Here is a 20,725-nt window from a genome sequence, read left to right as displayed (position 1 = left end):
AGGCTTCGTTTCACGCGAAGGCGGAGGCTATCCGCCCCAGCAGCGCGTCGCAATGGGGTTTGTCGACCCAGCGCGTCACCGCCACCAGGTCGAGGGAAGGGGCGACCCAGACGATGTGCTGGCCGCCTCCGAGGGCGAACACGCCGTCCTCAGGCACGGACGGAAACAGGCCGCGGCCCGTGTTGAGCCACCACATGAATCCGTACTGCGGGTTGGCCGCGCAAGGCCGGGTGAGTTCGTCGAGATAGCCGTCGGAGATCAGCCGCCGGCCCTGCCACTCGCCGCCGCGAGCGACCAGCAGGCCGACGCGCGCATGGTCTTCGGTGGAGATGAAGAGGCCGGCGCCCCAGTGGCCGCCGCCGGACACCGACTCCACCTCAAGCTCGCCGAAGCGGACGCGGGCGTTGTCATAGCCGCGCCATTCCCAGTTCGTGGAAGCGCCGATGGGCTCCATGATCCGTTCGCGCAGCACGTCGGCGAGCGAGCGGCGGAACAACTGCGTGAGGCACAGCGCCAGCCGGTTCACCCGCACGTCGTTGTATTCCCAGCGTGTGCCGGGCGGCTCGAGCTCTCGCGTGACGCCCTTGCGGCTGTGGTCCGTCTCGTGCGCGCCCACCTGGCGGTTGTGGTCCACGCTGTCGGGCTTGCCCCACACGGCGCCTTGCCATTCGCTCGTTTGCTGCAGCAGGTGGCGCCAGGTGATGGCGGTGTTGTGGTCGCTGGAGAAGCCATCGTCCAGCGCGTAGCCGCTCACGCGGTCGTCGAGCGAGCGGATCAGCCCATCGTCGTAGGCCAGGCCGGCCACCAGCGCGACATAGCTCTTGGCGGCGGAGTAGGTCGTGTCGGCACGGGAGACGTCGCCCCACTGCGCCACGACCCGGCCGGCGCGGACCACCAGGCCCGCCGGTCCGCCGCGCGGGCGCACGATGCCGATCGGCTGGTCGTGCGGCGGCTTGTCGCCGACGTAGGCGTTGCCGATGTAGCGGCCGTCCGGCAGGTAGAGGCTGTACGGCCATTGCGAGTCGTGCTGCTGCGCGTACTGCGCCGCCGCTGCCAGCGCCTCGCCGGACATGCCCGCATCGGCGGGGGCGACCCGGGCCCACTCACCGCGCGCAGGAAAGTAGCCGCTCATGGCGCCTCGGCTTTCGCAAGTGCCTGCGTGATGCCGTCCAGGAGCACGTTCACCTTGTCCCGGGCGTGTTCCCAGCCGCGTGTGTGGCCCATGCGCACCACCACCAGGTCCAGGGACGGGCAGACCAGCGTGTACTGGCCACCGCCGCCGGCAAAGTAGTACGTGTCGGACGGCAGCGCCAGTTCGCCCACGCTGTTCAACCAGATCTGCGCGCCGTACTCGCGGTGCTTCCACGCAGGCGCCGGCGAGGTCGCGAAGCTGACCCAGCCCTCGGGCAGCACGCGCTTTCCATCCCACACGCCATCGCGCAGGTACAGCAGCCCGAGGCGCGCCCAGTCGCGGGCGGTGCCGTAGTCGAAGCCGCTGATGATGAAGTGGCCCCAGCGATCGGTTTCCAGCACGAAGCCATTCATGCCGATCCGGTTGAACAGCTCCGTTTGGGGCCAGGTCAGCGGATCACCGCCGAGCTTCAGCACGGTCTCGCGGTAGATGGCGGCCAGGGCGAGCGGATCGCAGTTGCGATAGCGACCGACGGTTTCCGGCGCGAATTCAAGTGGACGCTCCGTCGCCCATTCCGCGGCGTTGAGCGCTTCGGCATACGGCAGGAAATGCTCCGGCAGGCCATGGCGCCATGTCTCGCGCGCGTCGTCCTGTCCGGTGCAGCGAAGTCCGCTGGACATGTTCAGCAGGTGGCGCAGCGTGATCTCCCGGCGCGGGTCGCCGGGCCGGTCCCATGCCTCGATGGGTGCGCGCGCATCCAACTGCAGCGCACCGCGTCCGATCAGCAAGCCGATCAGCGTCCCCATGGTGCTCTTGCCCATCGACCAGCTTTCCAGCGGTGTGTCGGCATCGATGCCATCGCGGTAACGCTCGCCCAGGAGGCGACCCCGATGTACGACCAGCACGGCGGCATGGTAGGCGTCGGGGTCGGCGAAGCCGGCGTCCAGCGTCTTGGCGATCGCCTCGCGGATGCGGCGGGTTTCGGGGTCCCCGTCCGTCACTTCGCCGCCGGGCCAGCCGGCGCTGGAGGCAGGTCCATGCGAAACCTCGCGCGGTTCGAAGTGCAGGCTGGCGTCACCATCACGGGGCAGGATGTAGCAGCCCTGGCCGGTCGTCGACTGCGCGGAGCGCAAGACGCTGCGCAGGGCCAGCAGCCGCGCGCGTTCCGCTTGCCAGTCTGCCTCGAACGCCGGGTGCGCCTCGCGGTGCGCAGCGATGAGGTCGTCGGCTGCGGCCGGCGTGAGCTCGATGGACACCTCGACCCGTCGCAGGTCGCGGTCGATGCGCCAGCGCGCGTGCCGCTGCAGCGCATCCGGCAGCAATTGAGCCTTGAGCGACCACAGGCAACTGTGCGAGATCGCTTCCTCGGGATCCCGGCCCGATACGTACACGGCCGAACAGAGCGTCTTGGCGACGGTCGCCAGCATCATTTCGACAGGGACCACGGCATCGTGCAGCACGGGAAGGGTTCGCTCGGAAGGCTTGCTCATGTTCATGTTTTCAGGTCATCGGCCGGCGGCAGGCGCCACCTGGAGTACGTACTGGCCGGTGATCAGCTCGCTGATCTCGTCGTCTGAAAAGCCGGCCTGGGCGAGCACCTGGGACGTGTGCTCGCCCAGGCGCGGCGCCGCCGTCGAGGCGGGTTCGTTGCGGCCGCTGAAGTGGATCGGCAGCCCGATCATCGGTCGAAGTCCGCCGTCGGCCGTCTGCGCATCCACCACCATGTCCACAGCGCGCGCCTGCGGGTGCGACAGCGCTTCGGCAACCGACTGAACCGGCCCCGCCGGGACGCCCGCGGCCGTCAGGAGCGCCTCCCAGTGCGCCCTCGTGTGGCCCGCAAGCGCAGCGTTCAGGCACTCGGTCAAGGAAGCCCGGTTCCGTAGCCGCGCCTGCGACGTGCTGAAGCGCGGATCGTCGCGCCACTCGGGGTGCCCGACCACCTCCGTGATGCGCGACCAGTTCGATTCATTGGCTCCGCCAAGAGCGATTTCGCCGTCGGAGCATGTATACGTCTGATAGGGCGCCGCCACCGGATGGGCCGTACCAAGCCGCTGGGGCACTTCCTGCCCCGAAAAGAACAGGGCGGCATACCAGTACAACTGCTGCATGGACGCCTGGAGCAGTGAGGTTTCGACATGCTGGCCCTGTCCGGTGCGCAGCACATGGACGTAGGCACCCAGCACGCCCAGTGCGGCAAGGATGCCGGCATTCACGTCCGCGATTGAAATCCCTGGTTTCACCGGCGCGCGACCGGGCTCGCCGGTGACGCTGATGAGGCCGCAGAAAGCCTGCAGGATCAGATCGAAGCCGCCGCGGCCGGCAAGCGGGCCCCGGTTCCCGTAACCGGTGACGCTGCAATAGATCAGCCGCGGATTGATCTCGTGCAGATCCTCGGGACCCAGCCCGAGCGCCTGCATGGTTCCCGGGCGAAAGTTCTCCGTGAGCACGTCGGCCCGGGCTACCAGGCGGCGCAGGGCGGCACGGCCCTGGTCGGTCTTCAGGTTGACGGCGATGGAGCGTTTGCCGCGATTGAGGACCTCGAACGAGGCCGTGACACCGCCAGCGCCCTGGCTGTTGAAACCGCGCGCGTCGTCTCCTCCCGGAAACTTCTCGACCTTGATCACATCCGCGCCCAGGTCGGCAAGCATGAGTCCGGCTACGGGCCCGGCCATGATCTGTGCGAGCTCCAGCACGCGCACCCCCTTGAGGGGTTGCCAAGCCGGGGAGGGCGTCGCGTTGGTCATCGCGGCAGATCGTATTGAGGCGCGGCGCCGCGTGGAAATACCAGTACGGCCTACCCCTATCGTGAATTACGATAGCCCGTCCGCAAGATGTCACCATGGATTTCCGGCGACTCAAGAACTTCATCACGGTCGTCGAGACCGGCAGCATTGCGCGCGCCGCGCAGGTGTTGCATATCGCCCAGCCCGCACTGAGCGTTCAGATGCGCCAGCTCGAGAGTCTGGCGGGATGTCAGTTGTTGAGCCGCAGCTCGCGCGGCGTCGTGCCCACCGCCACCGGTCTCGAGTTCGTGCGGCGCACGAAAGAGATGCTCAAGATGCTGGAGGGGCTGAGGGGCATCGGGCAGGAGCAAGCCTCCTTGCCTTCGGGCCACGTGGTGATCGGTACCGCCGCCAGCGTGGCGGCGATGATCGCGGTCCCACTGGTCAATGGCGTGCGCGAGCAGTACCCGGCGATCACCCTGGAGCTGGTCGAGAGTCCAGGGGCCTACGTCGGCGAAATGCTGCTGCGCGGACGCATCGACATCGCGATCATGGTGGGCGACTACTCGGCATCCGGCATGCACGTCCAGCAGGTCGCCACCGAGGACCTGTTCGTCCTCGGCTTGCCTGGCACGGCGGGCGAAGTCGAACTGCAGCAACTGGCCGGCGCACGACTGATCATGCCGGCGCGGCCGAACAGCCTGCGCACTCTGATCGACCGCGCATGCGTCGAGCGCGGAGTCTTACCAAACGTCGTGACAGAGGCGTCCTCCCCGTACACGATGCTGCAGCTCGTGCGCGCGGGTGTCGGCGCCACGGTTTTGCCGCTCTCTATGCTCGGCGACACACGCCCCACCGACTTGCCGGTAGGGCGGCTGGTGAATCCCGTGCTCACGCGCGCCATCACGGTGGCCACCGCGACCGAGACTCCTCTGTCGCCGCAGTTGATCGCGGTGAAACGCCTGCTGCTGTCAATCCTGGAGCGGCAGGCGGGCAACAGTGTGTGGGAAGGCGCGACCCGCCGAGCCTGAGCAACCCGCCTGCTCGACCCGCCGCCCACCGCAACGGTTTTGCTCCTACTACGCCGCCGGCAGGCACACCGTGAAGCGACTGCCCTTGCCCGGTCCTTCGCTGTAGGCGGTCAAGGTCCCGCGGTGGAGCTCCACGAGCTTGCGGGCCAGTGCCAGGCCGATGCCGAGCCCCGCACGGGCAGCGTGGCGCGCATGGTCCGCTTGCGAGAAGAGCTCGAACAGGCGGGGCGTGAATGCCGGATCGATGCCCACGCCGGTGTCGCTCACCTCGATGGAAAACGTGCCCGTGCAGCGAAGCAGGCGTATGCCCACGCAGCCGCCTGGCTCCGTGTAGCGCGCGGCATTGCCGATCAGGTTGGCCAGCACCTGCACCAGCCTCGCGCGGTCGCCCACCAGCATCGCGGCCTCGGTGGGCAGCTCCACGTCGAACCGGTGGCGGCGTTCGTCGATGAGGGGGCGCACCTGCTCGGCGGACTCCTTGACGACGTCGCGCAGGTCCAGCCGGTCGGGATGCAGCGTGAGGGTGCCGCGGGTCACCCGTGACACGTCCAGGAGATCGTCGACCAGTCGCGTCATGTGCGCCACCTGGCGCGCGATGACGGCCGCTGCGCCAGCGACGCGCGCCGGATCGCCGGACACCCGCTCGAGCAACGCGGCACTGGTGCGGATCGGCGCCATGGGGTTGCGCAATTCGTGCGCCAGCACTGCCAGGAATTCGTCCTTGCGCTGGTCGGCGCCACGCCGCTCGCGGTCGGCATCGACGCGCGCGGTCATGTCGCTGAACAAGGCGGCGACGCAGTGCTGCGCATCCATGCGGAAGGCGTAGACGTCGAACCAGCGACCGAGCGCCTGCGCCTGCCGTTGCAGGCGCACGGGCTGGCCCGTGCGGACGACCTGCGCGAACGCCTCGACCCACTGGGGTTCGTGGCCGGGCACCAGCGCCAGGATGCTCTTGCCGACCACGTCACGCAGGCCCGTGTGATGCTCGAAGGCCGGGTTGACTTCGCGGAAGATGAAGTCCACGGCGCGTCCGGACGGGTCGTAGACCAGCTCCATGACGCAAAAGCCCTGGTCGATGGACTCGAACAGCTTGCGGTAGCGCTCCTCGGTGCGCAGCAGCGCCGCCTCCCGGGCTGCGTCTTCGCGGGCGAAGAGCTCGCCGTACTGCCACAGCAGCGCGACCAGCAGGAAACCTGCGGCCAGCAGGCCATAGATGCGTCCCGCGTAGAAACCGAGATCGAAGCGCCCGGCGTTCAGCACCGCCGCCAGGCCGATCTCGCACAGCCAGACGCACATCACCGCGATCAGCCAGGCGTCGAGGATGGTCCGCGCCGGCTTGCGCCAGAGCACGTACAGCGCGCCCAGGCTCGTCAACCAGACCAGGCTGACCACCCCGTAGTAGCCGGTGCGGTAGCCGTGGCCGGCCATGATCGGGGGCAGCAGCGACTGCCCGGCGGTCGCGAGCCAGGTGACGGCCAGCGCCGCCGCCACGGTCGCGAGTTGCCACGGCCAGGCGCGCCGCGTGGCCTGCACGCCGCTTCCCGCCCTCGCGTACGCGACCACGAAAAGCGGAAACGCTGCATGCCAGACCATGTAGAGCCATGCCGTGCTGTGCGGCCCCGCCCCGAGGAGGCCCGTGGGCGCGAAGAGGCCGGGGAAGGTGAGCGCATGGGCCACCGTCAGCATCAAGGTGAACAGGTAGCCGCACCCGAGCAGCAGGAGCGCGCGAGACTTCGTGACGCGCTGCTGCCCCAGCAGCAAGGAGGCGATGATGCAGTCGAGCAGCACCAGTCCGAACTGGTAGGCCGAGATGAACGGCGGGACCGGCGGCAGCTTGACCTGCGCAAAGGGTGCCAGCAGCACGAAGGTGGCGAGCGAGGCACCGATGACCCAGGCCACCACGCGTTGCTGGGCGGGTGTGGCCGGGGCACTGTGGAGCGCGGTGGCAAACATGTGCTCGGGGATGCTACACACCGCTGAGCTCGGGCGGACTGGGGCTTTACGCCTATTCCCGAGTCGGAGGACGGCTCGGCTGGGGCATGGCAACACGCGCCGCGCGGCAGCTGTCGCGGTTCAGGGACGCTGCGATCGCGCGCCTTTGCGAGGGCTCGCCGTCCCGGCCTCGCGCACGCGGGCCATGTAATCCTGCACATGGCGCGCGAGCAGCTCGGCCATGATGCGCGCCATGCGCGGTGGCGAGCGCCCGGCGCTCGTGGCCACGCTCACCGATTGCGGCTGCGCGCTCTTGTCTCTGAGGGGAATGAAGCGAACGGCGCCGTCGAGGATCTCCGGCCCCATGTCCAGCTCCGAGGTGAGCGCCACGTGGCCGCCGCTGCGCACCAGGCTTTTCACCAGCTGCAGCGAGTTGGTCACCAGGGGCGGCCGTGCCTGCTCCAGCAGCCAGCCGTGGCGTCGCTCCAGGTACTGGCGGATCGCCAAGGCCCGGCTTTGCACCGCCAGCGGCCATGCGGCAACGTCCTTGAGGTCGACCCGCTCCTCGCGGGCGAGGGCGTGGTTCGCCGCGACAGCGCAACCGAGGGGCAGGGCTGCGCTCCAGATGATGTTCAGCTCGCGCTGCGGCTTGACGTTGAAGGCCACCGCCACGTCCACGCCGCCCTTGGCCAGCAGGTTCACGGCGTCGTCCGGACTCGCGATGTCCACTTCGAGCTGGATGCCCGGGTGCTCGCGCCCCACCGCCACCACGAACTCGGGAAGGAAGCCGTTCACGTGGCTGTCCATCGCGGCCAGGCGCAGTTCGCCGTGGCTCACGCCCTGCAGCTGGCGGATGTCCGACAGCGTGCGGTTCAGGTCGGCCTTCCATCGCTGCGACAAGGCCAGGAGCAGCTCGCCGGCGGCCGTGAGGCGCATGCCGCGCGGCAGCCGCTCGAACAGGGGCACGCCCAGGTCCTCCTCCAGCAGCAGGATCTGCCGGTCCACGGCCGACGCGGAGATCGACACCTCGCGGGCCGCTGCCTGCACGGAGCCGAGTTGCGCCACGGCCGCGACATAGCGCAGGGCCTTGGGATGAAGCGAGCCCGCATGACCGCTCATGGATGCTGATTAATAGAACGCAACGTGCTCAATTATGCGATAGACAGCAACGCATTCGAGCGCGAGACTGCGCGCCAATGACCGATCGCCAAGCCCCCTGCATCCCGCTTGCCGCGTTGTTGGCGCAAGGGGAGGGCGCTTTCGTTGCGCGGCTGGGCGGCGTCGTGGAGCACTCGCCCTGGGTGGCGCAGCGGGCGTGGATGCGCGGCCCCTTCGGCTCCTGGAAGTCGGTCTATGAAGCCATGGCCGGCACCATCTTCCAGGCCACGCGGCAGGAGCAGGTCGCCCTGCTGCGCGCGCATCCCGAACTGGCCGGCCGAGAGGCCACGGCCGGCGCGATGACCCCCGACTCCAACGCCGAACAGGGCCGGCTCGGCTTGCTGGCCCTGGCCCCCGGCCAGATGGCCCGGCTCACTGCCCTCAATGCCCGCTACCGCGGCCGCTTCGGCTATCCCTTCGTCGTCGCCCTGCGGCTGCACGCTTCGCTCGAGTCGGTGTTCCAGTCACTGGAGGAGCGCCTGGCCCATGACGCTTCGGCCGAACTGACGACGGCGCTGCAGCAGGTCTGCGAGGTCATGCGGGGCCGGCTGCTCGCCCTGGCCGGCACGCTGGACGACTGACCCGCAGCGCGCGCCCCATGTGCTTTCTCGTTCCGCGCTTGCCTTCCTTCCTGCCCAGCACCACCGTCCTCTGTCCAGAAAGATGCCCATGAACCCACTTCGCCGCGCGCTCCTTGTTTCCACCGCCCTCCTGGCCGTGCCGGCCGGCTCGGTGTTCGCCCAGGCGGCCTGGCCCACCAAGCCCATTCGCCTCATCGTCACCTTCGCGCCGGGCGGCTCCTCGGACGTCATCGCCCGCTTGCTGCAGCCCGGACTGCAGCAGAAGCTCGGCACGCCGGTGCTGGTCGAGAACAAGCCGGGCGCGGGCAGCACCATCGGCGCCAACGAAGTCGCCAAGGCGCCGGCCGATGGCTACACGCTGCTGCTGTCCAACACCGCGCCGATCAGCATCTCGCCCTTCATGATGGACAAGGCGCCCTACGACCCGGTCAAGAGCTTCACGCACATCGCCTACATCGGCTCGGTGCCCAACGTCTTCGTGGTCCACCCCTCGGTGCCGGCCCGCACCCTGCCGGAGCTGGTGAGCTGGATCAAGGCGCAGTCCAAGCCCGTCAACTACGGCTCGGGTGGCGTCGGCTCCATCGGCCACATCGTGGGCGAGGTGTTCAAGCAGCAGTACGGCCTGAACATGGAGCATGTCCCGTACAAGGGCTCCGCGCCCATGCACAACGACCTGCTGGGCGGCTCGCTGCAGTTCGCCGTCGACACGCTCACGCAGAACGTGCCCTTCATGAAGGAGAACAAGCTGATCGGCATTGCAGTGACCTCGCGGGCGCGCTCCGCCATGGCGCCGAACCTGCCCTCGGTGGTCGAAGTGGGTGCGCCCAAGCTCATTGCCGACAACTTCCTGGGCGTCGCGGCGCCGGCCGGCGTGCCGCGCGAGGTGGTCGAGAAGGTGCACAAGGCGGTCGCCGAGCTCGTGGCGACGCCCGAGCTGCAAAAGCGCCTGCTCGATCTGGGGGTCACCCCCGAGCCCATGAGCACCGCGCAGTTCACCGACTTCGTCACCCGGCAGGTCAACGAGTGGGCGCCGGCGGTCAAGGCCTCGGGCGCGCGGATGAATTGACGCCATGAATGCAGGCCTGTCGGTCCACTGCGTGGACGTGGCCCACGGCCGGGTGGCCGAGGGCCTGTCGGTGAGCCTCTACCGGCTCGGTGCGGACGGGGAGCCCGCGGGTGCTCCCTTGGCGAGCGGCCGGGTAGGCACCAGCGGCGCGTGGACCGACCCCGTGCTGACCGGGCCGCAGATCACGGCCGGCGGCTACGAAGTGCGCTTCGACGTGGGCGGCTTCTTCCGCCGCCTGGGCGTCGCGCTGCCGGATCCGGGCTTCCTCGAGGTGGTGGTCTACCGCTTCCACGTCACGGACGCCGCCCAGCATTTCCACCTGCCGTTCAAGTTCACGCCCTGGGGTTTCTCGCTGTTTCGCGGTGGCGCCTGAACTTCCTGCCGCGCGAGCCCAAACTCGCGTACCCTGCGCAGTCAGGGGCGTCACACGGTGCTTATCGACGAATTGTTGTTCTCAGCGGTCCGCATCTCGACCTTCTCGGGCGCCCGTCTGCTCACGTCCGCCAGCGGCTTCCTGTACGAGCGGTCCGGGCGACTGTTCCTGGTGACGAGCCGCCACGTGCTCCACGATGCGCCGGGCGGCCATCACCCGGACCGCATCGAGTTCGTCATCCACACGGACGCGGTCGATCTGACATCCTGGGCCACGCTGTCCATCCTGCTGTACCGCGATGGCGTCAGCCAATGGCGCCAGGGCATCGACTCGGGTGGCGAGGTGGACGTCGCGGTCATCGAACTGCAGCGCGCCGTCCTGCCGCCGACGGCAGTCCTGCGGCCCTTCAGCGCCGAGTCCTGCGCGGCACGGGATGCGGTCTTCGCGATCGGCTCCCCGGTGCTCGTGGTCGGCTATCCACTGGGCTTCTACGACACGGTCCATCAGCTGCCGGTCGTGCGCTCCGGCGCCGTGGCGTCCGCCTACGGGGTGCGCTTCCAGGGCAAGGGCTACTTCCTCAACGATGCGCGCACGCACCGCGGCACCAGCGGCGCACCGGTCGTCGTCCGCAGCGACGGCCCGTTTCCCTGGACCTTGCTCGGCATCCACTCGGCCAGCCTGGACATGAACACGCGAGAGGACGATTTCGACGAGCGTCTGGGTCTCGGCTGCGTCTGGTATGCGGACATCCTGGAAACCCTCACCCAGCCGAGCGGAGAAGCTCCATGACCACGCACCCCGACGAATTCGGCGACCTCAAGCAGAGGCTCCTTGAAAGCGCACTCGACGCCACACTGGGTCAACTGGACGAGGCGGAGAAACTCGTCGCCCAGCGTTTCCCGGACTTGAAAAGCGGCGCGCAGAGGAGCCAGCTCGTGCTGGTCGTGGCGCAGGTCATCGCCACCAACTACCTCGCTGCCGCCACGGTCCGCAACGTTCCGAAGGGCTGAGGACGCGCGGGCGGCCTGGCGACCGCACTGTCCGCGACATCGCCAGACCCTCGCGCCACAGCGCTACACCGCCAGCACCATCGCCAGCACGTCGTTGCGCGGGTTGCGGAACTGCCCGCCCAGGATGCGCGCCGGCGTGGCGGCCTGCGTCGCGTAGTAGGCGCGGTTGGCTTCGCTGTCGGCCACGATCCCTTGCAGGCCCAGGTTGGCGCCGCCATACAGACCGGCCGTGCCGCTCCAGACGTATACATCGCTCAGCTTGCCGGTGGAGGCCATGGCCTTGGCCGACCAGGGCGCGATGGTCAGGCCGGCCTCGGCGCTGAGGCTCACGTTGTTGTCGGAGCGGAACTGCCGCACCGCTTCAGGCGTCATCAGCATGAAGGCCATCGGTCCGCCCGAGGCGCCGGCCTGCGGGCCGACGGTGATGCCGCCCATGTTGTAGAAGACCGGGTTGGCCCAGCTGTCGCCCTGGCGGGTGATGAGCACGCCTTCGCCGCCTTGCACGCCCACGCCCAGCGCGGCGCGCCCGTAGGCCGTCACGATGAACACGCCCTGCGCGCGCTGCAGGGCCTGGGCCACGGCCGGGTCGTTCTTCATGCGCTGCACCACCTGCGTCGCGTCGCGGATCTGTTCCTGCGCATCGCGCAGCTCCTCGCGCATGTCCTCGCGGTCCATGGTGCCGGGCGACACGAGCGGTGCGGATGGGGCCGGTGTGCGATAGGCGGGCTGCGCCTGGGCCATGGCGACGGACGAGGCAGCCGCAAGCGCTGCAAACAGGCAAGACTTCTTGAATCTCATGTGAACCTCCTGGTTGGTCATGCCTGTTGGAAGGCCGGGGCGCCCGAGGTTCCCGGCCTCCGGGAACAGGATGTTGCGGCAGCATTGCCCATGGGCATGGGCCGGGCGTAGAAACGGGTCAGGCGTAAAAAACATCCGCTCATCCGCTTGACATTCCCATGATGTGAAGGTTGAAGGTGCGATCAGGTCGGGCACCCCGGCCCTTGTTCATGGAGACCCAGATGAAGCCTGAACCCGCCAGCCCGGTGCATGCGCACACCAGTACCCATTCCCACGCGGCGCACGATCCCCACGCGTCGCACCACGCGCACGAGGCGCACCACTCCCAGGCAGGCCCGCATGCCCACGGGGCTGCGGCCGCACCGCCCGAGGTCGAGCCGGCCCCCGGCACCGTGTATTCCTGCCCCATGCACCCGGAGATCCGGCAGGATCATCCCGGCAACTGCCCCATCTGCGGCATGGCGCTGGAGCCGCTGATGCCCACGCTGGACGAGGGCGAGAATCCCGAGCTGGTCGATTTCCGCCGGCGCTTCTGGTGGACGCTGCCGCTGACCTTGCTCGTCGTGGTGCTGGCGATGTTCGGCCACCAGTTCGGCTTCATCCAGCCCGCCGCATTCAGCTGGGTCGAGTGGGTCCTGGCCACGCCGGTCGTGGTCTGGGCCGGATGGCCCTTCTTCGTGCGCTGGTGGCAGTCGCTCGCGCGGCGCAGCCCCAACATGTGGACCTTGATCGGCACCGGCACCGGCGCGGCCTACCTGTATTCCGTTGCGGCCACGCTCGCGCCGGGCCTGTTTCCACAGAGCTTCCAGGCGCACGGCCGGGTCGGGGTGTACTTCGAGGCGGCGGCGGTGATCATCTCGCTCACGCTGCTCGGGCAGCTGCTGGAGCTGCGGGCACGCTCGCAGACTTCCGCGGCCATCAAGTCGCTGCTGGGACTGGCGCCCAAGACCGCGCGCCGCATCGCTGCCGACGGCAGCGAGGAGGACGTGCCGATCACGCACGTGCACGTCGGCGATCGCCTGCGCATCCGGCCGGGAGAGAAGGTGCCGGTGGACGGCGTGGTGCTGGAAGGCCGCAGCGCCATCGACGAGTCGATGCTCACGGGCGAGCCCATGCCCGTGAGCAAGCGCGCGGGCGACAAGGTGATCGGCGCCACGCTCAACACCACGGGAGCGCTGGTCATGCAGTCCGAACGCGTGGGCGCGCAGACCATGCTGTCGCAGATCGTGCAGCTCGTGGCCCAGGCCCAGCGTTCCCGGGCGCCGATGCAGCGCATGGCCGACGCCGTGGCCGGGCGCTTCGTGCTGGCGGTGGTCGCGGTGGCCGTGCTCTCGTTCTTCGCGTGGGGGCTGCTTGGCGGCGAGCGCGGCTGGCTGTTCGGGCTGATCAACGCGGTGGCCGTGCTGATCATCGCTTGTCCCTGTGCACTGGGGCTGGCCACGCCCATGTCGATCATGGTGGCCACCGGCCGTGCGGCGACCGAAGGCGTGCTGTTCCGCGACGCGGCCGCCATCGAGCACTTCCGCCGCGTGGACACCTTGATCGTGGACAAGACCGGCACCCTCACCGAGGGCAAGCCGGCTTTCGATCACGTCGTGCCGGCGCCTGGCGTTTCCGCCGACGAGGTGCTGCGCCTGGCCGCCAGCCTCGACCAGGGCAGCGAGCACCCGCTGGCCGCCGCCATCGTGAGCGCCGCCAGGCGCCAGGGGCTGGCGCTGGCCGCCGCCGAGGAGTTCGAGTCCTCCACCGGCATCGGCGTGCGGGGCCGCGTGGAGGGTCGTCGCCTGGCCCTGGGAAACAGCGCGCTCATGCAGGAGGACGGCGTGGACACCCAGGCCCTGCAGAACGCCGCGGAAGATCTGCGCAGGCAAGGCAGCAGCGTGATGCACCTTGCCGCCGACGGGCGCCTGCTCGGCCTGCTCGCCGTGTCCGATCCGGTCAAGGACAGCACGGCCGAGGCCCTGCGCTCGCTGCACGAGGCCGGCGTGCGGGTGGTGATGGCCACCGGAGACGGCCTCACGACGGCGCGTGCGGTCGCGGCGCGGCTGGGCATCGACGAGGTGCATGGCGAGGTCAAGCCGGCCGACAAGCTGGCGCTCGTCGAGCGCCTTCAGGCGCAGGGCCGCGTGGTGGGCATGGCCGGGGATGGGATCAACGATGCGCCGGCCCTGGCCCGCGCCGACGTGAGCGTTGCCATGGGCACCGGCACCGACGTGGCGATGAACAGCGCCCAGGTGACCCTGGTCAAGGGGGACCTGCGGGGCATTGCCCGCGCGCGCGAGATCTCGCAGGCGACGGTGCGCAACATGCGGCAGAACCTCGTGTTCGCGTTCATCTACAACGCGCTGGGCGTGCCGCTCGCGGCCGGGCTTCTGTACCCGTGGACGGGCTGGCTGCTCTCGCCCATGGTGGCCGCGCTGGCGATGAGCCTGTCCTCCGTCAGCGTGGTCGGAAACGCCTTGCGATTGCGCAGTGCGGGAGTTGCCGCACGCGCCGTCCAGTGACGAAAGTGAGCGGCTGTATCCGAGTCCGCCCAGGGCGCGCCCCCCATGGCACGATGACCTCACCCCGTCGCCGGTTCCTCCGTGTGTCAAAGGCAAGCTCGGCGGAGAAGTACGATGAAGCAACACTCCAACAAGCTCGGCCTGGGCATCTTCGTCGGCGCCTTCGGCCTGGTGGTGCTGATGGGCCTGGCGGGGCTCGCGGTGGTCTACACCGGCGCGTACAACGTGGCCGCGACCGAGGAGCACCTCGCCCCGACACGCTGGGCCTTGGCCACCACCATGCACCGTTCCGTGCGCCAGCGCGCCGAAGAGGCGAGAGGCGCCGAACAGGTGCCCCCGGCCATGCTCGCGGCGGGGGCCAGGGCCTACCACTCCATGTGCCAACACTGCCATGCGGGCCCCGGCGTCGAACGTGAACCCTGGGCCGACGGCATGCGGCCCCGGCCGCCGCATCTGACGGAGGCAGCGACCGAGTGGGAGCCGGGCGAGATCTTCTGGATCGTGCGGCACGGGATCAAGATGACCGGCATGCCGGCGTTCGGGCCGACCCACGATGACGAGGCGATCCGGGGCATTGCCGCCTTCGTCAAGGCGCTGCCGGCCATGACGCCCGAGCGTTATGCGCAGCTCGGCGCACGAAAGCCCGAGACCCCAGGGGGGCACGATCACGGTCCAGGGGCAGGCGGGCAAGCTCCTGCGCAGCGCTAGCAGGCGGCCTGTATGCAGATGTCCTACTGGCGTTTCGCTGCGATGATCGCCACGTCCACGGTGGTGATGTACATCCTGATGTACCTGAACACGTATGCCTGGGAGCAGGTGTTCTGGAGCGAGACGCGCGCCTGGATGGCCCTGCTCATGGGCGCCACGATGTCCGTGATCATGCTGGCCTACATGCTGGCCATGTACAAGCGCAAGGGCCTGAACCTCGCGATCTTCGGCGGCTCGGTCGCCGTGTTCGCGCTCACCCTGTGGCTCGTGCGCAGCCAGGCCACGGTGGACGACATCGACTACATGAAGGCGATGATCCCGCACCACTCCATCGCCATCCTGACCAGCAGCCGGGCCCAGATCTCGGACCCGCGCGTTCGCAAGCTCGCCGACGAGATCATCGAGGCGCAGGAACGCGAGATCGCGGAGATGCGCTACCTGGTGCGCGACCTGGAGCGGCGGGACTGATGGCGCAAGCCTCCTCCCTTCGCCGCCTGCGGGGCCTCGCGCTCGTGCTCGCGGGCGCGCTGGCCGGCTGCGAGGGGCGGCTGGTGGCCGACGATGCACCCGCGTCCGCGCCCGAAGTCGCCACCCTCAGGCCCGTCGACGAGGTGCTCGCGGGCGCGCACATCCCCACGCTGGACCCGGCGACATTGAATGGCGCGCAGATCGCGAAGGTGGTCGGCGCGGGTCCTCTGTGCCTGTTCCGCTATACCAGCGCCGGCCGGCCGGTGCTCGCCTTCGGCTTGCAGGCGGACGGCGCCATCGGCCCGGGGCTCGTCAGGCTCAACGGCAGTCTGGTGCAGCTGGAAGCGCTTCGCGCACGGGTCGATCCGGCCGGCGTGATGCTCGCCGCCGGTCCCGTCCGCCTGGGTGTGCTCGTGACCGGCGAGGGCGGCCGCCTGCCGACGCAAGGCCGCCAGGTGGAAGCCGACATGGGCTTCGAAGTCGCCCAGGCGCTCACCGTTGGCTACGCCGGGTTCCTTGAATGCAGGGCGGGGCCGCCACTGGCGGTGAAGTGAGGCACCGTTCGGGCTGGGCCCTTCGACGCGCTCAGGGCGAACGGGAGTGCGGGCCCCAGCGCGCTTTTCAGCGCACCGGCTCCAGCGCCGTCACCGTGTACTGCCCCTGGGACTCGGTCGCCTTGAAGCGCACCTTGTCGCCGGTCTTGAGGCCGTCCAGCAGCTGGGGTTCGGCGGCGCGGAACACCATGGTCATGCCGGGCATGTCCAGGTGACGGATCGGCCCGTGGCGCAGGGTGAGCTTGCCGGCTGCGGCGTCCACCCGGCGCACCTCGCCCTCGGTCCAGTCGGCCTCGGCGGGCGCCGAGGCGGCCGGGACGGTCGGGTCGGGCGGCGGTGTCTGGGCCTGGACCGTCCAGGCGCCGGTCCCGAGGGCCAGCATGACCAGCAGGGCGCGCGCGTTCATGCCTTGTTCCCCGGGTAGGCCTGCCACACGCGCGAACTGCCGTCGCGCGCCAGCAGCAGGACCTTGTAGGCGTCGCGTCGCCCGCCGTAGGCAGGGTCGTCCATGCCCGGCGAACCCACGGGCATGCCGGGCACGGCGAGCCCCAGGGCCTGCGGCTTCTCGCGGAGGAGGCGGAGGATGTCGGCCGCGGGCACGTGCCCTTCGATGGCGTAGCCCTCGACCAGCGCCGTGTGGCAGGAGCCGTAGCGCGGATCGATCCCCAGGCGGCTGCGCGCGGCCGTGTTGCCCACGTCGTTCACCTTGACCTGGAAGCCGTTGTCCTCCAGGTGCTTCACCCAGTCGCCGCAGCAGCCGCAGTTCGGGTCTTTCCAGACCTCGACCGGGACCGCTTTCGCGGGCGAGGCGGCGCGGCCCAGCGCGGGCGCGGCGGCCAGGGCGGCCACGGTGGCCAGGAAGCCGCGGCGCGGCATCGTCGTCTTGTCGATCATTGCTTTGCTCCTTGGGTGGGGACCACCCGGATGGTGCCGGTCATGCCGGCGTCGTAGTGGCCTGGAATGAGACAGGCGAAATGGAAATCGCCCGGGCGGTTGAAGTTCCACACCAGCTCGCCCGTGCGATCCGGCGCCACATGGGCCATGTGGGGTTCGTCGTGCTCCATGCCACGGTGCTTCTTCATCAGCGCGGCATGCTCGTCCAGCGCGGCGCGGGTGCCGATCACCAGCTCGTGCATCGCCTTGCCGGCGTTCTTCACGCGCAGGCGCACCGTCTCGCCCTCGCGCACCTCGATGTGCGCGGGCGAGAAGCGCATGGAGTCGCGCATGTCGATGTCGATGGTGCGTCGCGCGGCGCGGGCCTCGCCGGCGATGCCCCAGGGCTGCTGCTCGGCGGGCTGCATCGCGGCGGACGAGTGCTTGCCGGTCGCGGCGCCCGGGGCGTGGGCATGCGCCGCGAGGGCGAGGGCCGCCAGGGCCGCGGCGAGGAAGTGTCGTTGCAGGGTCATGGATCGCTCCTGGATCAATGGTTCGAATGTCCGGACCGGCCGGCGCCGGGCTTGCGCACCTGCACTTCGACCGGGGGCCGCGGGGTCGCGGGCATGGAGCCGCCGGCGGGCGCCGGGGCCTGTGTCGTGGCGGGGGCGGCGCCGGTGAACTCGTGGGCCACGGTGCCGGGAGGATGCGCGAACCAGCCGGGGTCCGTGTAGTGGCCCGGCTTCTGGTCGGCGCGCACCTTGAGCACCGTGAACATGCCGCCCATCTCCACGCTGCCGAAGGGACCTTGCCCGGTCATCATCGGAATGGTGTTGTCCGGCAGCGGCATCTCCATCTCGGCCATGTCGGCCATGCCGCGCTCGCCCATGACCATGTAGTCGGGCACCAGCTTCGTGATCTTGCGCACCACGTCGCGGTGGTCCACGCCGATCATCGTCGGCACGTCGTGGCCCATGGCGTTCATGGTGTGGTGGCTCTTGTGGCAGTGCAGGGCCCAGTCGCCCGGCTCGTCGGCGATGAACTCCACCTGGCGCATCTGGCCCACGGCGATGTCCGTCGTCACCTCCGGCCAGCGGCTGGCCTTGGGCGTGGGGCCTCCATCGGTGCCCGTCACCTCGAACTCGTGCCCATGCACGTGGATCGGGTGGTTGGTCATGGTGAGGTTGCCCACGCGCAGGCGCACCCGGTCGCCCAGGCGCACGTTCAGGGAGTCGATGCCGGGAAAGATGCGGCTGTTGAAGGTCCAGAGGTTGAAGTCCAGCATGGTCATCACCTTGGGGGTGTAGGCGCCCGGCTCGATGTCGAAAGCCGAGAGCAGCCAGACGAAGTCGCGCTCCACCGGCGCGATGAGCGGGTGGCGCTCCTTCGGGTGCGTGACCCAGAAGCCCATCATGCCCATGGCCATCTGCACCATCTCGTCGCCGTGCGGGTGGTACATGAAGGTGCCGGGCCGCCGGGCGGTGAACTCGTACACGAAGGTCCTGCCGGCCGGAATGCCGGGTTGGGTGAGGCCGGTCACGCCGTCCATGCCACTGGGAAGGCGCTGCCCGTGCCAGTGCACGCTGGTGTGCTCGGGCAGCTTGTTCGTCACGAAGATGCGCACCCGGTCTCCCTCGACCACCTCGATGGTGGGCCCGGGCGACTGGCCGTTGTAGCCCCACAGGTGCGCCTTCATGCCGGGCGCCATCTCGCGCACCACGGGTTCGGCGACCAGGTGGAATTCCTTGACGCCGTTGTTCATGCGCCAGGGCAGGGTCCAGCCGTTGAGGGTGACCACGGGGTTGTAGGGGCGCCCGGTCGGCGGGCTCAGGGGCGGCATGGTGTCGGGCCGCGTCTGGAGCACCGGCTCGGGCAGGGCGGCCAGGGCCACCTTGCTCACCGAGGCGGCTGCGACGGCACCGGTGATCGCGCCGGCGCCGCTGAGGAAACTGCGTCTGCTTGTCATGGAAGTGGTGCTCCTGTTTTCAGTGCCCGCCGCCCGCTGCGGCCTCGGCCGGCGCTGCGGAAGACGTGATGGGGGATGCGCCGAGCGGGCGGCCGACCAGGCTGGCGGACAAGGCCGCGTCGGCCAGCCAGAACTGCTGCTGCGCCTCGATGGCGGCCTGCACCGCGGCGACCTGCTCGCGCTGGTCCGCCAGCAGCTCGAAGACGCCGATCAGCATGCCGTTGTAGCGAAGCAGGTTCTCTTCGGAGATGGTCCTGCGCAGCGGAACCACTTCCTCGCGGTAGTGGCGCGCCAGGTCCCAGGCGGTGCGGTACCCCGAGTACGCCTCGCGCAGTTGCGAGGCCGCAGACCGCACCACCGCCTCGTAGCCGTTGGCGGCGGCCAGGGACTGCGCGTTCATCGAAGCGCGCAGCGGACCGCCCCAGTCGAAGAGCGGCACCCGCAGGCTCAGCTCGAAGCCTCGGCCGGTGCTTCGCGTGCCATCGGCGTTGTCGAACACCGTCTCGCGGCGCAGGCCCAGCTCGGTGTCGAAGAGGGCGCCGAGCAGGTCCAGGCCCTGGGCGCGACCGGCCTGCGCGAGCTGCAGGCGTGCCAGCTGAACGTCGAGCCGTTGCGTCATGGCCTGCTCCGTGAGGGACTGAACGGGACGCGGCGAAGCCGGCACGTCCGGCAGGCGCTCGGGCAGCTTGAGCGCGGACGCCTGCGCGGGCGTGAGGCCGAGGCGCCGCACCAGCTCCTCGCGCGCCGCGGTGGCGGCATGGGAGGCGATCGCGAGCCGCGCCGCAGCATCGGCATAGAAGGCCTGCTGCCGCGCCCGCTCCAGCCGGTTGAAGTTGCCGGCCTGCTGCATGCGGCGCGCAAGTTCGGCTGCCGCCTCGGCGCTTTCCTGCACCTGGCGGGCATAGCCCAGCACCTCCCGCGCCGCCACCGCGCGCACCCAGGCCTGGCGCACGCCCGAGACGTGCTCGACCACGGAAGACGCGAGCTCGGCGCGAGCCAGCGCCATGCGGCCCTGCGCCAGGGCGTGCCGCTGGGGCAGGGTGAGCAGGTCCAGGAGACCGAAGGACAGCATGCGGCTGATCTCCAGCTCATCGGCGATGCGAAAGCGCTCGAAACTGAAAACCGGGTTGGCGATGCGGCCACCCCGCGCGGCGCGCGCTTCGGCATCCCAGGCCTGCGCCAGCAGCGCCTGGAAGGCCGGGCTGGTGGCCAGTGCGAGCTGCACGGCCTCGGCAGGGCCCAGCGGCTGGGCCAGCAGGCCGCTCGCCAGCCGATCACGCTCGTCGCGCTGGGCGTCGGTGCGCGCCAGGGCGAGCGGGGCGCCCTGCGTGACCTCGGCGGTGAGCCGACCGGTGTCGGCCAGCGTGCGGTCGATGTCCACGGTGGCGCAACCGGCCAGCAGCATCGCGGCGCCGGCGGTCGCGCCGAGTCGCCATGGAATAAAGGCCATGCTGCCCCCCTAGTGGTGGCGGTGCGCACCCGCCGGCCGGGACGGCGCGGGTGCCTGGGGTGGATTGGCCGTGCCGGGTGCGTTCCCGCCCGGAGCGGCCGGCTCGGGCGCCTGCGCCTCGCGCGCATAGGCGCGCCAGCCGCCGATGCGGCCCACGGTGTCGTTGGATTCCTTCCAGGGCCGCACGGGTGCGTCCTGGAAGCGCTGGTAGTCCTGCAGCGGCGAGTGCCCGGGCAGGGGGGCGGGGACGGGGGCCTGCTGGGCCCCTGCGGGCGCTGCGAGGGCAGCGGCCAGCAGCGCCAGGGGCCAGGACGGCGAGGGAACGGTGATCAAGGTGGACTCCTCGGAATGCCATGGGGTGCCGCGGGCGCATGAGGCGACCGGGCAGGAGGGTGCGA

General features: G+C 69.9%; 22 protein-coding genes. 10 read left to right on the top strand and 12 right to left on the bottom strand.

Annotated features, from left to right (window positions below; all coding sequences use genetic code 11):
• Window positions 1-10: 10 nt before the first annotated feature.
• Genes EZ242_RS04550 through EZ242_RS04540 form a run of 3 tightly spaced genes read right to left on the bottom strand, consistent with a single transcriptional unit; the run spans window position 11 to window position 3,876 of the window.
• Window positions 11-1,132, bottom strand: a complete 1,122-nt coding sequence (locus EZ242_RS04550) for a serine hydrolase domain-containing protein (RefSeq protein ID WP_135283905.1) — start codon at window positions 1,130-1,132, stop codon at window positions 11-13.
• The gene (locus EZ242_RS04545; RefSeq protein ID WP_167784637.1) at window positions 1,129-2,622 is read right to left on the bottom strand and encodes a serine hydrolase domain-containing protein; all 1,494 of its coding nucleotides are present in this window, start codon (window positions 2,620-2,622) and stop codon (window positions 1,129-1,131) included. Before EZ242_RS04545 ends, EZ242_RS04550 begins: the two co-directional genes overlap by 4 nt.
• Before the next feature lie 15 nt (window positions 2,623-2,637).
• A complete protein-coding gene (locus tag EZ242_RS04540) occupies window positions 2,638-3,876 on the bottom strand; it encodes a CaiB/BaiF CoA transferase family protein (RefSeq protein ID WP_135283903.1) in 1,239 nt (412 codons plus the stop codon).
• Window positions 3,877-3,971: 95 nt separating this feature from the next.
• Between EZ242_RS04540 and EZ242_RS04535 the strand changes: the two genes are divergently transcribed.
• The gene (locus EZ242_RS04535; RefSeq protein ID WP_135283902.1) at window positions 3,972-4,886 is read left to right on the top strand and encodes a LysR substrate-binding domain-containing protein; all 915 of its coding nucleotides are present in this window, start codon (window positions 3,972-3,974) and stop codon (window positions 4,884-4,886) included.
• A 48-nt stretch (window positions 4,887-4,934) separates the two neighbouring features.
• Here the strand turns inward: EZ242_RS04535 and EZ242_RS04530 are convergent, their stop codons facing one another.
• Entirely contained in the window at window positions 4,935-6,839 is a 1,905-nt protein-coding gene (locus tag EZ242_RS04530) for an ATP-binding protein (RefSeq protein WP_135283901.1), read from the bottom strand.
• Between the two features lie 120 nt (window positions 6,840-6,959).
• Complete coding sequence (locus EZ242_RS04525; protein ID WP_135283900.1) at window positions 6,960-7,937, bottom strand: LysR family transcriptional regulator; 978 nt, start codon at window positions 7,935-7,937, stop codon at window positions 6,960-6,962.
• Between the two features lie 77 nt (window positions 7,938-8,014).
• Between EZ242_RS04525 and uraD the strand changes: the two genes are divergently transcribed.
• The 5 genes from uraD (at window position 8,015) to EZ242_RS04500 (ending at window position 11,006) form a co-directional block, all read left to right on the top strand.
• The gene (gene uraD, locus EZ242_RS04520) at window positions 8,015-8,557 is read left to right on the top strand and encodes a 2-oxo-4-hydroxy-4-carboxy-5-ureidoimidazoline decarboxylase (RefSeq protein WP_167784636.1); all 543 of its coding nucleotides are present in this window, start codon (window positions 8,015-8,017) and stop codon (window positions 8,555-8,557) included.
• A gap of 88 nt (window positions 8,558-8,645) precedes the next feature.
• The gene (locus EZ242_RS04515; protein ID WP_135283898.1) at window positions 8,646-9,623 is read left to right on the top strand and encodes a Bug family tripartite tricarboxylate transporter substrate binding protein; all 978 of its coding nucleotides are present in this window, start codon (window positions 8,646-8,648) and stop codon (window positions 9,621-9,623) included.
• Window positions 9,624-9,627: 4 nt separating this feature from the next.
• The gene (locus tag EZ242_RS04510; RefSeq protein ID WP_135283897.1) at window positions 9,628-9,996 is read left to right on the top strand and encodes a hydroxyisourate hydrolase; all 369 of its coding nucleotides are present in this window, start codon (window positions 9,628-9,630) and stop codon (window positions 9,994-9,996) included.
• A 57-nt stretch (window positions 9,997-10,053) separates the two neighbouring features.
• Entirely contained in the window at window positions 10,054-10,785 is a 732-nt protein-coding gene (locus EZ242_RS04505; RefSeq protein ID WP_135283896.1) for a S1 family peptidase, read from the top strand.
• Window positions 10,782-11,006, top strand: a complete 225-nt coding sequence (locus EZ242_RS04500; RefSeq protein WP_135283895.1) for a hypothetical protein — start codon at window positions 10,782-10,784, stop codon at window positions 11,004-11,006. Before EZ242_RS04505 ends, EZ242_RS04500 begins: the two co-directional genes overlap by 4 nt.
• 63 nt (window positions 11,007-11,069) lie before the next feature.
• Here the strand turns inward: EZ242_RS04500 and EZ242_RS04495 are convergent, their stop codons facing one another.
• Complete coding sequence (locus tag EZ242_RS04495; protein ID WP_167784635.1) at window positions 11,070-11,804, bottom strand: lipid-binding SYLF domain-containing protein; 735 nt, start codon at window positions 11,802-11,804, stop codon at window positions 11,070-11,072.
• Between the two features lie 221 nt (window positions 11,805-12,025).
• Here EZ242_RS04495 and EZ242_RS04490 point away from each other — a divergent pair, with 221 nt between their 5' ends.
• From EZ242_RS04490 to EZ242_RS04475, 4 genes are all read left to right on the top strand, one after another.
• A complete protein-coding gene (locus EZ242_RS04490; RefSeq protein ID WP_205960586.1) occupies window positions 12,026-14,308 on the top strand; it encodes a copper-transporting P-type ATPase in 2,283 nt (760 codons plus the stop codon).
• A gap of 114 nt (window positions 14,309-14,422) precedes the next feature.
• Window positions 14,423-15,016: a c-type cytochrome gene (locus EZ242_RS04485; RefSeq protein ID WP_135283892.1), complete on the top strand. Its 594-nt coding sequence runs from the start codon at window positions 14,423-14,425 to the stop codon at window positions 15,014-15,016.
• 12 nt (window positions 15,017-15,028) lie between these two features.
• Entirely contained in the window at window positions 15,029-15,484 is a 456-nt protein-coding gene (locus EZ242_RS04480; protein ID WP_135283891.1) for a DUF305 domain-containing protein, read from the top strand.
• Window positions 15,484-16,038, top strand: a complete 555-nt coding sequence (locus EZ242_RS04475) for a hypothetical protein (protein WP_135283890.1) — start codon at window positions 15,484-15,486, stop codon at window positions 16,036-16,038. Before EZ242_RS04480 ends, EZ242_RS04475 begins: the two co-directional genes overlap by 1 nt.
• 67 nt (window positions 16,039-16,105) lie before the next feature.
• On the opposite strand, the gene EZ242_RS04470 is transcribed toward EZ242_RS04475, so the two are convergent.
• Genes EZ242_RS04470 through EZ242_RS04445 form a run of 6 tightly spaced genes read right to left on the bottom strand, consistent with a single transcriptional unit; the run spans window position 16,106 to window position 20,660 of the window.
• The gene (locus EZ242_RS04470; RefSeq protein WP_205960585.1) at window positions 16,106-16,444 is read right to left on the bottom strand and encodes a copper-binding protein; all 339 of its coding nucleotides are present in this window, start codon (window positions 16,442-16,444) and stop codon (window positions 16,106-16,108) included.
• Window positions 16,441-16,932 carry a DUF411 domain-containing protein gene (locus EZ242_RS04465; RefSeq protein WP_135283889.1) on the bottom strand — a complete coding sequence of 164 codons (492 nt, stop codon included), beginning with the start codon at window positions 16,930-16,932 and terminating at the stop codon, window positions 16,441-16,443. Before EZ242_RS04465 ends, EZ242_RS04470 begins: the two co-directional genes overlap by 4 nt.
• A complete protein-coding gene (locus EZ242_RS04460; protein ID WP_135283888.1) occupies window positions 16,929-17,444 on the bottom strand; it encodes a cupredoxin domain-containing protein in 516 nt (171 codons plus the stop codon). The genes EZ242_RS04465 and EZ242_RS04460 overlap by 4 nt, the downstream gene beginning before the upstream one ends.
• Before the next feature lie 14 nt (window positions 17,445-17,458).
• Window positions 17,459-18,877, bottom strand: coding sequence for a multicopper oxidase family protein (locus EZ242_RS04455; protein WP_135283887.1), 1,419 nt, complete (start codon window positions 18,875-18,877; stop codon window positions 17,459-17,461).
• A gap of 19 nt (window positions 18,878-18,896) precedes the next feature.
• Window positions 18,897-20,327, bottom strand: coding sequence for a TolC family protein (locus EZ242_RS04450; protein ID WP_135283886.1), 1,431 nt, complete (start codon window positions 20,325-20,327; stop codon window positions 18,897-18,899).
• Between the two features lie 9 nt (window positions 20,328-20,336).
• Window positions 20,337-20,660 carry a hypothetical protein gene (locus EZ242_RS04445; RefSeq protein ID WP_135283885.1) on the bottom strand — a complete coding sequence of 108 codons (324 nt, stop codon included), beginning with the start codon at window positions 20,658-20,660 and terminating at the stop codon, window positions 20,337-20,339.
• Window positions 20,661-20,725 lie beyond the last annotated feature (65 nt).

It is taken from the genome of Ramlibacter rhizophilus (assembly GCF_004681965.1).
Lineage (GTDB): Bacteria > Pseudomonadota > Gammaproteobacteria > Burkholderiales > Burkholderiaceae_C > Ramlibacter > Ramlibacter rhizophilus.
Note: the sequence above shows the minus strand (reverse complement) of the source record. Positions and strands in the feature narration are given on the sequence as shown.

Excerpts from the sequence above, each read along its gene's own strand:
- EZ242_RS04470 (WP_205960585.1), bottom strand. The coding sequence starts at position 16,444 with ATGAACGCGCGCGCCCTGCTGGTCATGCTGGCCCTCGGGACCGGCGCC.
- EZ242_RS04450 (WP_135283886.1), bottom strand. The coding sequence starts at position 20,327 with ATGGCCTTTATTCCATGGCGACTCGGCGCGACCGCCGGCGCCGCGATG.
- EZ242_RS04495 (WP_167784635.1), bottom strand. The coding sequence starts at position 11,804 with ATGAGATTCAAGAAGTCTTGCCTGTTTGCAGCGCTTGCGGCTGCCTCG.
- EZ242_RS04510 (WP_135283897.1), top strand. The coding sequence starts at position 9,628 with ATGAATGCAGGCCTGTCGGTCCACTGCGTGGACGTGGCCCACGGCCGG.
- EZ242_RS04500 (WP_135283895.1), top strand. The coding sequence starts at position 10,782 with ATGACCACGCACCCCGACGAATTCGGCGACCTCAAGCAGAGGCTCCTT.
- EZ242_RS04535 (WP_135283902.1), top strand. The coding sequence starts at position 3,972 with ATGGATTTCCGGCGACTCAAGAACTTCATCACGGTCGTCGAGACCGGC.
- EZ242_RS04540 (WP_135283903.1), bottom strand. The coding sequence starts at position 3,876 with ATGACCAACGCGACGCCCTCCCCGGCTTGGCAACCCCTCAAGGGGGTG.
- EZ242_RS04480 (WP_135283891.1), top strand. The coding sequence starts at position 15,029 with ATGCAGATGTCCTACTGGCGTTTCGCTGCGATGATCGCCACGTCCACG.
- EZ242_RS04550 (WP_135283905.1), bottom strand. The coding sequence starts at position 1,132 with ATGAGCGGCTACTTTCCTGCGCGCGGTGAGTGGGCCCGGGTCGCCCCC.
- uraD (WP_167784636.1), top strand. The coding sequence starts at position 8,015 with ATGACCGATCGCCAAGCCCCCTGCATCCCGCTTGCCGCGTTGTTGGCG.
- EZ242_RS04530 (WP_135283901.1), bottom strand. The coding sequence starts at position 6,839 with ATGTTTGCCACCGCGCTCCACAGTGCCCCGGCCACACCCGCCCAGCAA.
- EZ242_RS04455 (WP_135283887.1), bottom strand. The coding sequence starts at position 18,877 with ATGACAAGCAGACGCAGTTTCCTCAGCGGCGCCGGCGCGATCACCGGT.
- EZ242_RS04515 (WP_135283898.1), top strand. The coding sequence starts at position 8,646 with ATGAACCCACTTCGCCGCGCGCTCCTTGTTTCCACCGCCCTCCTGGCC.
- EZ242_RS04485 (WP_135283892.1), top strand. The coding sequence starts at position 14,423 with ATGAAGCAACACTCCAACAAGCTCGGCCTGGGCATCTTCGTCGGCGCC.
- EZ242_RS04490 (WP_205960586.1), top strand. The coding sequence starts at position 12,026 with ATGAAGCCTGAACCCGCCAGCCCGGTGCATGCGCACACCAGTACCCAT.
- EZ242_RS04465 (WP_135283889.1), bottom strand. The coding sequence starts at position 16,932 with ATGATCGACAAGACGACGATGCCGCGCCGCGGCTTCCTGGCCACCGTG.
- EZ242_RS04525 (WP_135283900.1), bottom strand. The coding sequence starts at position 7,937 with ATGAGCGGTCATGCGGGCTCGCTTCATCCCAAGGCCCTGCGCTATGTC.
- EZ242_RS04475 (WP_135283890.1), top strand. The coding sequence starts at position 15,484 with ATGGCGCAAGCCTCCTCCCTTCGCCGCCTGCGGGGCCTCGCGCTCGTG.
- EZ242_RS04545 (WP_167784637.1), bottom strand. The coding sequence starts at position 2,622 with ATGAGCAAGCCTTCCGAGCGAACCCTTCCCGTGCTGCACGATGCCGTG.
- EZ242_RS04460 (WP_135283888.1), bottom strand. The coding sequence starts at position 17,444 with ATGACCCTGCAACGACACTTCCTCGCCGCGGCCCTGGCGGCCCTCGCC.